Annotated in this window: 11 protein-coding genes; 1 reads left to right on the forward strand and 10 read right to left on the reverse strand. The window is 60.0% G+C overall.

The window, feature by feature from the left end:
* Window positions 1-43 precede the first annotated feature (43 nt).
* Complete coding sequence (locus HXW87_RS17275) at window positions 44-721, reverse strand: type 1 glutamine amidotransferase domain-containing protein (RefSeq protein WP_239776950.1); 678 nt, start codon at window positions 719-721, stop codon at window positions 44-46.
* 196 nt (window positions 722-917) lie between these two features.
* Here HXW87_RS17275 and HXW87_RS17280 point away from each other — a divergent pair, with 196 nt between their 5' ends.
* Window positions 918-1,511, forward strand: coding sequence for a TetR/AcrR family transcriptional regulator (locus HXW87_RS17280; RefSeq protein WP_095669313.1), 594 nt, complete (start codon window positions 918-920; stop codon window positions 1,509-1,511).
* Window positions 1,512-1,555: 44 nt separating this feature from the next.
* Here HXW87_RS17280 and HXW87_RS17285 read toward each other — a convergent pair whose 3' ends face one another.
* The 9 genes from HXW87_RS17285 to HXW87_RS17325 form a co-directional block, all read right to left on the reverse strand.
* Window positions 1,556-2,461 (reverse strand): amino acid ABC transporter substrate-binding protein, encoded by a 906-nt coding sequence (locus tag HXW87_RS17285; RefSeq protein ID WP_239776952.1) that lies wholly within the window; start codon window positions 2,459-2,461, stop codon window positions 1,556-1,558.
* A 48-nt stretch (window positions 2,462-2,509) separates the two neighbouring features.
* Complete coding sequence (potE, locus tag HXW87_RS17290) at window positions 2,510-3,850, reverse strand: putrescine-ornithine antiporter (RefSeq protein WP_131670424.1); 1,341 nt, start codon at window positions 3,848-3,850, stop codon at window positions 2,510-2,512.
* 67 nt (window positions 3,851-3,917) lie between these two features.
* Window positions 3,918-5,345, reverse strand: coding sequence for an efflux transporter outer membrane subunit (locus tag HXW87_RS17295; RefSeq protein ID WP_121185443.1), 1,428 nt, complete (start codon window positions 5,343-5,345; stop codon window positions 3,918-3,920).
* Window positions 5,346-8,555, reverse strand: a complete 3,210-nt coding sequence (locus HXW87_RS17300; protein WP_041063938.1) for a multidrug efflux RND transporter permease subunit — start codon at window positions 8,553-8,555, stop codon at window positions 5,346-5,348.
* Complete coding sequence (locus tag HXW87_RS17305) at window positions 8,552-9,637, reverse strand: efflux RND transporter periplasmic adaptor subunit (protein WP_306453281.1); 1,086 nt, start codon at window positions 9,635-9,637, stop codon at window positions 8,552-8,554. The genes HXW87_RS17300 and HXW87_RS17305 overlap by 4 nt, the downstream gene beginning before the upstream one ends.
* Before the next feature lie 223 nt (window positions 9,638-9,860).
* On the reverse strand, window positions 9,861-11,051 hold the full coding sequence (locus HXW87_RS17310) for a cation:proton antiporter (protein ID WP_239776966.1): 1,191 nt from the start codon (window positions 11,049-11,051) through the stop codon (window positions 9,861-9,863).
* 115 nt (window positions 11,052-11,166) lie between these two features.
* On the reverse strand, window positions 11,167-11,586 hold the full coding sequence (locus tag HXW87_RS17315) for a DUF6691 family protein (RefSeq protein ID WP_121185434.1): 420 nt from the start codon (window positions 11,584-11,586) through the stop codon (window positions 11,167-11,169).
* A 2-nt stretch (window positions 11,587-11,588) separates the two neighbouring features.
* On the reverse strand, window positions 11,589-12,023 hold the full coding sequence (locus HXW87_RS17320; protein ID WP_095669180.1) for a YeeE/YedE family protein: 435 nt from the start codon (window positions 12,021-12,023) through the stop codon (window positions 11,589-11,591).
* Between the two features lie 40 nt (window positions 12,024-12,063).
* Complete coding sequence (locus tag HXW87_RS17325) at window positions 12,064-13,173, reverse strand: ArsO family NAD(P)H-dependent flavin-containing monooxygenase (protein ID WP_239776977.1); 1,110 nt, start codon at window positions 13,171-13,173, stop codon at window positions 12,064-12,066.
* Window positions 13,174-13,242 lie beyond the last annotated feature (69 nt).

Raw genomic sequence — 13,242 nt, forward strand, 5'->3', positions numbered from 1 at the left:
AAACACCGTGCGTGATGAGCACGGTGTCTGGAGGCTCGGTGGCTCAGGCCAACAGCTTCAACAGCTTTTCAGCAACGGCTGCCGAGCTGGCAGGGTTTTGACCGGTCACCAGTTGGCCATCGGTCACCACGTGAACCTGCCAGTCAGCCACTTTGGCGTAGCGCCCGCCAAGACGCTGGAATTCGTCCTCAATCAGGAACGGCACAACATCCGTCAGGCCCACAGCGGCTTCTTCAGCGTTGGTGAAACCGGTGACGTCTCGGCCTTGAATCAACGATTTGCCATCGGCAGCCGTGACGTGGCGCAGCACGCCCGGCGCATGGCAGACGAAACCGTGGGGTTTGTTGCTGCGGTCGAAGGCTTCGATCAGTGCGATCGAGTGTTTGTCCTCGGCCAGATCCCACAGCGGGCCATGGCCACCCGGGTAGAACACAGCATCGAAATCCTCAGCGCTGACATCCGCCAGGCGCCCGGTGTTGGCCAGTGCCTGCTGGGCAGCAGTGTCCTGGCGGAAGCGCTCAGTTTCAGCGGTTTGCGCATCGGGCTCATCGCTTTTCGGATCAAGCGGCGGCTGGCCGCCAGCCGGCGATACCAGAGTGATCTGTGCACCGGCATCCTTGAAGGCGTAGTAGGGGGCCGCGAACTCTTCGAGCCAGAAGCCGGTTTTCTTGCCGGTGTTGCCAAGCTGATCGTGGGAAGTCAGAACCATCAAGATTTTCATAGAGCGCCCTGTGGTGGTCGGGTGTCCTCGACGGGTTCGTCTGCGACACCTTGGAAGGAATGACGGGCACAGCATAGATTCATATTAGACCGGTCGTCTAGTAAATTTTTACGGCGGTGTTTCCGCGCGATCTCTGTGGCAAACTCCTGCTCATCAGAAATATACGACTGGTCTAATGTTTGGTATTTTGCGCCCCATGAAACCGACCTACGACGATACCCGCCAACACCTGCTCGACACCGGCCACCGCATGATGGCCGAAAAGGGCTTCACCAGCGTTGGCCTGAGCGAGATCCTGCAGACCGCCGGTGTGCCCAAGGGCTCGTTCTATCACTACTTCAAATCCAAGGAACTCTACGGCCAGGCGTTGCTGGAGGATTACTTTGTCGGCTACCTCGCAGATATGGAGCGACGCCTGACACTGCCGGGGCTCAGTGCCTATGAGCGGCTGATGGATTACTGGCAGGGCTGGCAGAACCGCTGCACCCTGGAAGGTCACGGCGATGAATGCCTGGTGGTCAAGTTGAGCGCGGAAGTCGCCGACCTGTCCGAGTCGATGCGCCTCACCTTGCGTGACGGCGCCGAGCGCATCGTTGCGCGGATCACGACGTGCCTGGAAGAAGGGCAGCTGGATAAAAGTGTGCCGGATGCTGATGCTCGCCAGTTGGCAGAAACCCTTTACCAGCTCTGGTTGGGCGCCAGTCTGCTGAACAAGCTGCAGCGCACCGGGCAGTCATTGCAGACCTCGATGGTGATGACGAAGCGGCTTTTGCAGCGGCCATCAAACTGAAGCGCCCGTACTGTTGAGCGTCCCCGATCGTTGGGGCCTGGCTCTCAAGGTAGTGCGTAGATCTTGAACAGCTTCTTCGCCGCGTCGCCGGCGCCATCCAGGTAGTTGTCGTACGCCTGCTCGATGTCGCCGGCGCGGTACATCTCACTCAGCGCAGTGTCGACCAGCAGACGGAAATCTTCGTCGTTTCGATCCAGCGCCATGGCCGTCGGCGCGTACTCGAAAATCCGCTCCAGCAGCACCAGGTGACCTTCGGGGTCATTCCTGCTCAGCAGATGCTTGAGCACCATGCGTTCAGCAAAGAACGCACTGGCTTTGCCATCGGCAACCTGTTTGAGGCCTGCATCGGCGTTCTCCACCGTGACCAGCGTAGCCACCACGCCGAGCAAACGCATCTGCTGATGTATCCACGCCTCTGTCACACCACCGCCGATGGCAGCAAACGTTTGATTGGACAGCCCAAGGTTCGCAGTGGCACGCCACGTAGGCCCGGTATGGGCCACCTTGCCATTGAGCACATTAAGCAAAGGCTGGGAGGCGTCCTCGCGCACCACGGCCGAGAGACCGGCGGTGTAGACCGGCACCGAGTAGCTGACCTGCGAGCGCCGCGCCAGTGTCGGAGGGGTCGGCGTACAGAGAATGTCGATCTTCCCCGAATTGACGGCATTGATTTCGTCGTTGAGGGACACAGGCTGGTAGGCGATCTTCAGCGCGGGCAACGCCAGTTCGCTCTTGACCTTTTCGGCGATTTTCAAGCAGAGGTCGATGGCATATCCGCTGGCTTTATCGGCGACCTGCTCGCTGAATGGCGCGAAGTCCGGCAAGTAACCGAGAGTGAACGTGTGGCTCGTGCGGATGCGCTCAAGCGTGCTGCCGTGGGCCATGACTGGCAATAGCGTCAGTAGGCAGACGAGTAGCAGCGGGTGGGATTTGCTCAGTTTCACGTTCATGTGCGGGTTCCTCGAATTCAGCTGTCTGAGCCGTCACGAAGACGGCGGTCAAGGAGTGTCGGCCCGGGGGCGAACCGGCACAGGCACGTCGACAAAACGTTTGGCGAGGAAGCCGTAGAGCAGATAGCCGAACACCAGAACCAGAATGCCGCCGAACACCGCATCTTTGCCGCAGGCATACAACGCGTAGAGGGAGTACGCCACGGCCACCACCAACAGCAAGGTATTGCGGGTGTACACGCTGGCACTGACCTTGGCTTTGTACATCATGACCAGCAGCCCGGTGGCCGCCGTTACATAGGGAATCAGGTTGGTCACGGCGGCGAGGCTGACCAGTTTGCCGAACTGCGCACTGGCGTTCGGCGAAATGGTCGACAGCGCCATCAAGGTCTGCAGCACGCCGCAGACCAGCATCCCGACGATGGGGGCATTGCGGGCGCTGACCTTGCAGAACAGTTTGGGAAACATGCCCTGGTCAGCCGTCATCTTGGCGGTTTGCGCCAGGGTGAACTGCCAGCCCAACAGCGAGCCCACGCATGCCATCACTGCCAACGCCATGATGATGTGGCCGACCGTCGGGTTGAACATGTGCGCATAAACCAGCGCGAACGGCGCGGACGAGTTAGCCAGCTCGGCATTGGGAATGATCCCCTGAATGACGGTCGTCGAGAGCACATAGACAACCGCCGCTCCCAGGGTGCCGAACAGGCAGGCCAGCGGCACCGTGCGCGTGGGGTTTTCCACCGCGTCAGAGGCCTGCGCGGCCGATTCCATGCCGAGAAAGGCCCAGAGTGTCAGCGGAATTGCTTTGCTGATCGCTTCGGAAATGGGCAGGTGGTAAGGGTTCCAGGCGGCGATCAGTAGATCGGGTTTGAACCAGAACCATCCGATAAGGCTCAAGCCGGCGACCGGGATGATCACGCCCCAGACCGTAATCGCACCGATCTTGCCGGTAACGCCGGGGCCGCCAAAATTTGCCACGGTGGTTATCCAGAGCAAGCCGACCGTTCCGATGAACAAAGGAATGGCGCCGCTTCCCAGCCAAGGCATGAACGACGTCATGTATCCCACTGCGGAGATGGCCACCGCCACGTTGGCGATGGCCAGTGACAGGAAATACAGATACGAGCAGAGGAAAAATCCCGACTTTGCGTGCGCCTCTTCGGTGTAGGCGGATAACCCGCCCGAGCGTAGACAGAAGATGCCGCACTGGGAAAAACAATATGCAATGGCCATGGAACCGACAGCGGTGACGATCCATGACAACAACGAGACCGCCCCGAGTTGCGCCATGCTGGTCGGCAACATGATGATGCCCGAGCCCATCATGTTGACGGTCACCAAAGTGGTGAGTCCCGTCAGGCTCATTTTCTTGTTGGTGTCGGTCATCGAAACCCCCTCGGTCGGCGAAGTGCATCCGCGCCCAGCCCTTGAACGCACTGCAGCGTGGTCATGGTCAATGTTCGCCGACGGTTGAGGTCAACGTGTCTGCCTTGCTTATCCACCCTCCGCCCGTTGCCTTGTAAACATCGATCATGGCGGTGAACACCGAACCCCGGGTCCGGGTGTAGGTCAGCTCGGCGTCGAACAGACTACGCTCGGCATCCAGCACTTCTATGTAGCTGGTATAGCCGTTGTCGTAACGCAGCCGGGCAAACCGGGTGTAGGTGCGCAAGGCTTCGACCTGATTGCCTTGAGAAGTCATTTGCTCGCGGGATTTGCTCGCGGCAACCAGGGCGTTTTCAACATCCCTGAAGGCTGACTGGATCGACTGTTGGTAAGCCAACAAGGTTTGTTTTTGAACGGCCTCGGCCTGTTGCACCTGACCGGCGATCCCGCCAGCGGTGAAGAGCGGCATGCTGGCGGCGACCCCATATGACCAGGTGGCGGCCGGCCCGGTGAACAGGTTGGACAGTTGGTTACTGACCGAGCCCAACAATCCGGTCAGCGATATCGTCGGGAAATACAGCGCCTTGGCCGCACCGATTCGGGCGTTGGCGGAAACCAGATTCAACTCGGCTTGCCGCAGATCGGGGCGACGCTCAAGCAAGTCCGAAGGCAACCCGGCGGGTACCGATGGCAGCGACAGTTGTGTCAGCTCACGGCCTCTGATGATCGGGCCCGGATTGCGCCCAAGCAGCACAGCCAGATCATTTTCCTGTTGCGCCACCAGTGACTCGAATTGCGCAACGGACGCCTGGGTGCGCTGGAATTCCGAAAGGTTTTGCGCCAATTCCATTTCAGAAATGGTGCCGGCACCGAAACGCAGTTTGAAGATTTCGTAGGAGTCGCCACGGGCCTTGGCCGTGGTACGGGCGATTTCCAGTTGGCGGTCAAGATCGCGCAGCGCGATGTAACTCGATGCCACCGACGAGACCAGACTGAGTATCACCGTCCGCCGACCTTCTTCCGAGGCCAGCAAGTCAGCCCGTGCCGACTCATTGAGTCGCCGCAAGCGCCCCCAGACGTCAAGCTCCCAGCTCACACTCAGGGTGGCCTGATAATTCTGGTAAATCGGGTCGACGCCGGAGTCCAGCGGTACCGGACCATTGTCGCGTGGCGCCCGGGAACGACTGCCTTGCGCGGCGGCGCCGATTTGCGGAAACAGCTGCGAACGCGCCACACCGTAACGGCCCTGAAACTCCTCGACCCGGGCGGCGGCGATCTTGATGTCTTGGTTTTGCGCCAGCGCGCTGCGGATCAAGTCATTGAGCACCGGATCGTTGAACTGTTCCCACCACAACGCGTTGGACAGGTCGTTGGCCTCTTGCTCTGCGTAGCGATAGGCCGCCGGGGTGTCGGTGGCCGGGCGCTGGTAATCCGGGCCGAGCATGCAGCCGCTGAGCCCCAGACAAATCAACCACGACAAATGGCATGTGCGCATTCATTCCCCCTCATGTCTGTGCAGGGGAGCGCCACCGGGGATCTCTCCGGGCGATGTGAGTGAAGGCGGCGGGGTGGTCTGTTGCGGCGCGCCTTTTTTCTCGGTCAAGCGTTCAACCAGGTAGTAGAACAGCGGGATGAAGAAAATGGCGATGACTGTTGCCGCCAACATCCCGCCGATGACACCTGTGCCGATCGAGTGTCGGCTGTTTTCCGATGCACCGACGGCAATGGCCAATGGGACACACCCCAGAATGAACGCCAGGGACGTCATCACGATAGGCCGCAGCCGCTCCCTGGCGGCGGTCATTGCCGCATCGTAGGCAGACATGCCGCTTTCCCGGTTCAGTACCGCAAATTCGAAAATCAGGATGGCATTCTTCGCGGCCAGAGCGACCAGCATGGTCAAGCCGATCTGGAAGTAAACATCGTTGCTCAACCCGCGTATCAGTACCGCGAGCAGGGCACCGAACAACGCAAAGGGCACTGCCAGCAATACGCCGACGGGCAGGGACCATTTTTCGTACTGCGCGGCCAGGATCAGGAACACCATGACCAGGCCGAAGATGAACACCTGAGAGGAAGCGCCCCCGCTTTTTTTCTCCTCGAAGGCCTCGCCACTCAGGGCCAAGGCATAGTCATTGGTCATGATTTCAGCGCTGATCTCTTCCAGCGCCTTGAGTGCCTGACCGGAGCTGTAACCGGGTGCGGCGTTGGCGGTGAGCTTGACTGCCGGGAAGTTGTTGAAGCGCGTCAGCAGGTCGGGGCCGGTGACGTAGCGGGTGGTCAGCAGGGCTTTGAGCGGCACCATCCCCAGGTTCTTGCTGCGCACATAAATCTGCTGCAAGTCTTCAGCCTTGAGTCGGTAGCTCGGTTCAGCCTGCAGAATCACCTGCCACAGACGGCTGAACTTGTTGAATTGAGACACATACAGAGAACCGAACATGGTTTGCATGGTGCTGTACACGTCTTCCACCGGCACCCCCAGCGTCTCGGCCTTTTCGCGGTCGACATCGACCAGCAATTGCCGGGAAAACACATTGAAGGTCGAGGTAATGGCGCCGAGTTCCGGACGCTGCCTGGCTTTTGCGACAAGCATGCCGACCATCTCGGCCAGTTGCCCGACGCTGGCGTCGCCCTTGCTTTGAACCCACACCTCCATGCCGCCCGTGGTACCGAGGCCCGGTATGGATGGCGGGTTGACCGGCAAAATGATCCCGCCCTGTACCGTGGAAAAGGCCCGGGCCGCTTTCTGGATGAGCGCTGGAGCACTCTGTTCCTTGATGGTTTGCGAGTCCTTGTAACGCTCTTCGAAATCCTTGAACCCGACGAAAAAGGCACCGGCATTGTTCTTGTTCTGGCCATCGAGCAGGCTGTAGCCGTTAACGATTGCGACACCCTCGACGGCCTCGTCATGCATGAAGAAATCACTGGCGACCTTGCCCACTTCAGCGGTGCGATCCAGGCTGGCGGCATCGGGCATGATCAGCGCGCCCAGCAGATACCCCTGATCCTCCGGGGGCAGAAAGGCACTGGGAATGCGCTGCGCCATCAGCGCAATCAAAACGATCATGCCGGCGAACAGCAGCAACGCCAGCACAAAGCGTTTGATCATGAACGCCACGGCACGCGAATAGCCCTCGGTCATGCGTTCGAAGCTACGTTCGAACCAGCGGAAAAAAGCGTTTTTTTCGCCTTGGTGAGGTTTGAGCAGCAGGGCGGCCAGGGCTGGTGAAAGCGTCAACGCCACCAGGCCGGAGATCACCACGGAGATGGCGATGGTGATCGCAAACTGTTTGTAGAGCTGCCCGGTGATGCCCCCCATGAAAGCCACCGGGACGAACACAGCACACAACACCAGCACGATCGCGACCACCGGGCCGGCCACTTCATCCATGGCGCGTTTGGCGGCGTCCTTGGGGTTCATCTTGTGTACGTGCATATTGCGTTCGACGTTTTCAATCACCACGATCGCGTCGTCGACCACGATGCCGATCGCCAGCACCATGCCGAACAGCGTCAGCATGTTCACCGAAAACCCCAGGGCGGACATGCCGATAAAGGTGCCGACAATCGACACCGGTACGGCGAGTACCGGGATCAGCGTGGCGCGCAGACTCTGCAGAAAAATGAACACCACCACGACCACCAGCACCAACGCTTCGAAAAAGGTGTGAATCACCTCGGAAATCGACGCGCGGGTGAACGCGGTCGTGTCCATCACGATCTTGTATTCGATCCCTTCGGGAAATGTCGTTTTCATTTGTGCCAGGGTCGACGTCACCGCTGCCGAGACATCGAGGGCGTTTGCCCCCGGCTGCTGATACACCGCGATCAGCGTCGCGGGACGTCCTTGATAAGTGCTGCGCAGCGAATAGTCCTTCTGCCCGAGTTCGGCGCGCCCTACATCCTTCAGGCGGACGATGGCCGCGCCGTCGTTGCTGGCGCGCAAGATGATGTTCTCGAATTCCGCAGGCTCCGTCAGGCGGCCCTTGGTGGTCACCGCGAACGATTGCTCCACGGCCTGGCCGGTCGGCGATTGCCCGACACGGCCGACGGCGAATTGCTGGTTCTGGTTGGCGACCGCTGTCTGTACGTCAGCGGCGGTAATGCCCAGTTGCGCCATGCGATCGGGTTTGAGCCAGATCCGCATGGCGTAGTCCGGCGTGCCGAAAATACTCGCCTGGTTGGCCCCCGGAATGCGCTTGATTGCATCCAGAATGTAGAGGTTCGCGTAGTTGGCGACATAGGTGCTGTCATAGCGCTCGCCGGCCGAATACACGGCAAGCACCATCATGAACGCGGAAGATTTTTTCTGTACCTGAATGCCTTGGCTCTGGACGGCGGAGGGCAGTTGCGGCAAGGCCAGATTGACGCGGTTTTGCACATCGACCTGGGCAAGGGACGGGTCGGTGCCAATCTCGAAGAACACGTTGAGGGTCATGTTCCCCGTCGCCGAGCTCGACGAGTTCATGTAGATCATGTTGTCGGCGCCGTTGACCTGTTGCTCGATCGGCGCTGCCACGTTATTGGCCACCACCTGGGCATCGGCGCCGGGGTAGGTTGCCGAAACGGTAATTTGCGGCGGGGTAATATCCGGGTACTGGGCCACCGGCAATTTGGCCATGGCCACCGCGCCGGCCAGGGTGATGATGATTGAGATCACCGAAGCGAAAATGGGGCGATCAATGCAGTAGTGGGAAATACTCATGGGCTGCGCCCGGTGTCTTGCTGCGTGCTGGCAGCCATCGGTTTTGTCGGCGTCTGGTTAGCTGGCGGGGCAGGAGGGGCAATGATGTTCAGCGGCCCTCCGGGCGTGACTCTGATCGCACCGTCGACCACGATCCGTTCACCGGCCTGCAACCCTTGGGTAATGAACCAGTCATCGCCGTGCCAATCACCCACTTCGACCACCCGTTGTTCGGGCTTGCCCGCAGCATTGATCACCCAGACAAAGTGGCTCTTGGCCCCCTCCAGAACGGCCTTTTGCGGCACGACGATGGCGTTCGGCCTGGTAGCGCCGATGGCCCGCGCCCGTACGAACTGGCCGGGGCGCAACTGGCCATTGGGATTGGCGACCACGGCGCGGACGAGAAAGGTGCCGGTGTCCTGGCTGTAGGAGGGCGCGGCAAAATTCAGTCGCCCCTGTTCGGGCAACACCGAGCCGTCGGCCAATACCACTTCCACGACAAATTCACTGCGCAGCGGGAATATGAGGTGCCCGGAAGCAATCTCTTCGCGGAACTTGAGCGTCTCGTTTTCCGAAAGACTGAAGTTGACGTAAATCGGGTCCATCTGCGAGACGGTGGTCAGCAGTCCGGACTCACCGGGTGTGACGTAACTGCCTTCCTGCTTTTTGGCAAAGCTTGAAAGACCGGTAAGCGGGGAGGCGATGGTGGTGTAGCTGAGGTTCAGCTGTTCGGTTCGCACCGACCCTTCGGCGGCCAGCACGGCGGCTCTGGTCTGACGCTCATCGCCGACGGCATTGTCCAGGTCCATTTTGCTGACAGCATTCTGCGCCGCCAGCGGCCGGACACGGGCGAGGGTGGCTTTGGCCACCTCCCAGCGTGCCTGCTGTTGAGCCAGTTGCCCCTGGGCCGAGAGCAATGAAGCTTCAAAGGGCTTGCGGTCCATCTGAAACAGCGTCTGCCCGGTTTTTACCAGGTCCCCTTCGGTGTACAGCCGCTTTTCCAGGAACCCGGCAACCCGGGCGCGGATCTCCACTTCGCGGGAGCTTTGGGTTTGCGCAACGAATTCGAAGGTCACCGGTGTCGTGCGTGCGGTGACTGTCATGATCGTGACATCAGGCGCTTGGCGGGCGAGGGTCGGGGGTTCTTTGTCGCAGCCGGCGAGCAGGCTCAGGCTGCCGACGATAATGGCGACGGGCAAGCCCAGTTGCCTGCCAACACTCATGTTCCTGCCCATATTCTGCTCCGTGAAGGGTTCTCGGACAGACGCTTAGCCATTTGTTGATCACAACGCTAGCACCGGCATTCAGTGGCATTTCTGACAATTATCAAAGAACACGATTTGCCAGCCGCGAGACCCATGGGTTGGCACTCAAACCATGGAGCAGCACACTCAGTAAAACGGTACAGGCTGCTACAGCCACCAACGTACGACCGACTTGCAGAGGGTAGTCCAGAATCATCACGGCGAAGACAATACTTGCCAGGCCGCGCGGACCGAACCAGCCGATGAACAGCCGGGTTTCGAAATCGAAGTCGGTCCCTGCCAGACTGATGAGCACAGGCAGTACGCGAACCACGGTCAGGCTGAGCACTGCATACAACCAGATATTCAGCGTGAAACTGCTCCAGGCCCAAGGGATTACCTGCGCGCCAAACACCACCCAGGTAATGACGGAAAGCAGGCTGGCGAACTCTTCACTGGCCTTGAGCAGATCATGCTTTTGTTGAGCAAACAGATAACTGGCGAGCAGGCCGCCAACGAACGCCGCGATAAACCCGCTACCGCCTGATGCTTGCGCGGTGGCAAAGCAAACCAGCGCCAGTCCGGGTAGCGTCAGCTGTGACCACATGGGGGTTTGCCAATGGCGTTTCCCGGCGTAGCGCTGCAACAACCAGGCGATCAACGTCAGGGCGACGCCGACGAGCGCGCCAATGCCAAGCTCCTCGGCCACCAGCTCCACCGCCAGCGAGACGGGCGACCGCGTCTGTTCTTCGATCAACAGGGCCAGGAACATCAACAGCACCGGCACGCAGATGCCGTCATTGAGCCCGCTCTCCACGTTCAATCCTTCACGCACGGATGCCGCCACCTTCGGATTGCTCACGACAGCCTTGCCCAGTGCGGCATCCGTGGGCGCCAGAAGAGTCGCCAAGATGGCCAGTTCGATCGAGGGAATCTGCGGAAACAGCCAGATGCCGACCAGCCAGCCACCGAGCATGGTCAGCGGCAGCCCGATCAACAACAAGCGTAGCGGTAATCCTTCGTGGACTTTCAGCACCTTGAGATCAGCGTTGGCGGCATCGCTGAAGAGCACAATTGCCAAGGTCAGTTCGGCCAGGATCCGGAGGCCGTCCTTGTCGATCCGGGGCAGCAGCAGGCCCAGGAATGCCGGGCCAAGAATCAGCCCGGCGAGCATGAACATCAGAGGCCCATTGAGCAGGCGCGACTCGAAACGTCCGGCAAACAGGCTATAGACCAGCAGGAAAGCGGCAAGCAGTGCCAGGTTCTGATACATCGATCACCTGCCTGTCCGGGTTCAGAGAGAAGGGATAAGGCAGGTTTAATTCATTGCTCGTAGCGTCTTCTGATAAAAATCAATGGATGTGAGGATTCCCCCAGCAAGTACCTGATCAGCTCCTGCGTCGACGTTCCAATAGAGAGAACAGGTACATGCCGGCCAGCATGGCCAACACGAATACGATGATCTGCCCGTGCCCGGTAAGCACAATAGCGACGGCTGGCCCAGGGCAGATTCCCGCCATCCCCCAACCGATGCCGAACAGCAGGCTGCCGCCAATCAGGCGGGCATCCAGCTCCCGTTTCATCGGTAACTGCATGGGGGCTCCCAGCAAGGATTGCTTGTTGTTCCGCGCCCAGTTCAACGGGATAACCGCCACGGCGATGGCGCCTCCCATCACCAGAGCAAGTGACGGATCCCAGGCCCCGGCCACATCCAGGAAAGCCAGTACCTTGGCGGGGTTCGCCATGCCTGCCAGGAGCAGCCCCAGGCCGAAGATCAGTCCTGCGAAAAACGCGCTCAGCTTGATCATTTTCAAGCCCCCACGACATGACGAATGACGTACACCGTTGCAAAACCGGCGAGCATAAAGCACATCGTTGCCGTGATGGATCGGGCGGACAGTCGAGAGATCCCGCAAACCCCATGACCACTTGTGCAGCCAGAGCCGTAACGGGTGCCCACGCCGACGAACAATCCCGCAATGATCAGCGTCGGCCATTCTGCCTTGATCTCGATCTGCGGCAGTACGGCAAACACTCCCCACAACAGTGGCGCGAGCATCAGGCCAAGAAGAAACAGTGCCTTCTCGCTCCAGCCTTCACTGCCAAATTGCATCACGCTGCCAATCAAGCCACTGATGCCGGCGATGCGACCATTGGCGAGCACGAATACCCCGACCGCCAGGCCTATCAAGGCCCCTCCGCCCAGGGCAGTCCAAGGCGTAAAGTTCAGCCAGTCAATGCTCATTGGGTAGCTCCTGCACAGAAGTGCTGATAAAAGCCGTACATCACCGCGCGTGCCGTGGAGCTGCTGATTCGCTAGCCGGTGTATTTTGCGTCATTAAAAACCGCTCGATCTCCTCAACCGTACTTCGCGCCGTTCGGGTGACGCCGATCAGAGTCGCGGAAGCGGCACCTGTCCAGTCGCCATACCCCACCAGCCACAAGCGCGGCTCCTTGATCGAACGCGTACCTTCAACGACCACACGTCCATCGGCGGTACACACCCCCAGTGATGCCAGATAACCGAGGGCAGGGCGAAAACCGGTGCACCAGATCACTACGTCGACCGGCGTTTGCGAGCCATCGGCCCACGTCACCCCGGTTTCGGTGAAGCGCAGAAACGGCCGAACCGCATGCAGCACGCCGCGCTCTCGAGCTTCGACGACTGGCGGGACCATCACGATATCGCCCAGGCCTCCGACCGGTTGTTCAATGACGGTCCCGGCGAGCTGGGCTTTCCAGCGCTCGGTGGCGCGCTCGAACAGCACGCGGCCATCGACGTCATCGGCGAGAAATTCTGGCGGCTGCGGAGTAACCCAGGTGGCGTCGGCCACTTTTGAGACCTCAGCGAGGATCTGTGCACCGGAGTTGCCACCGCCCACCACCAGGACTTTTTTCCCCGCAAAAGGCTTCGCATTGACGTAATGGGCCGAATGCAAATGCTGGCCGGTAAAGGTTTCACTGCCGGGGTAATGTGGCAGGTAAGGATGACGCCAGGTGCCGGTCGCACTGACCACTGCGCGGGCCAGCCAGCAACGGCCCTGGGCTTTGACCTGAAGTCGATCGCCCTGGCGCTCAACAGCATCGACCCAATAAGGCCGTTCGACAGGAAACTGATAGCGTTGCTCATACTGGCGCAGGTAATCGATCACGTTGTCACGACTGGGATAGCCGTCGGTAACCGGCGGCATCATCCAGCCGGCGATGGAGCTCCAGGTCGAAGGTGAAAACAATCGCAGGGAATCCCAGCCATGCCGCCACGCACCACCCGGTGCGGCTTCGGCATCAATGATCACAAACGAGCGCCCGGTGCGACGCAGGAAGTAAGCCACGGCGAGTGCGGACTGACCGCCGCCAATAATCGCGACATCCACTTCGGTACAGTTGGCAGGCATTGGGAGAGTCCTTGAGGCAGCGCAAGTCAGGCCAGATTAGCGCATCCGAATCGGGGGTTTGTTGATGAT

This window comes from Pseudomonas sp. Y5-11, from assembly GCF_022368695.1.
Classification (GTDB): Bacteria; Pseudomonadota; Gammaproteobacteria; order Pseudomonadales; family Pseudomonadaceae; genus Aquipseudomonas; species Aquipseudomonas parakoreensis.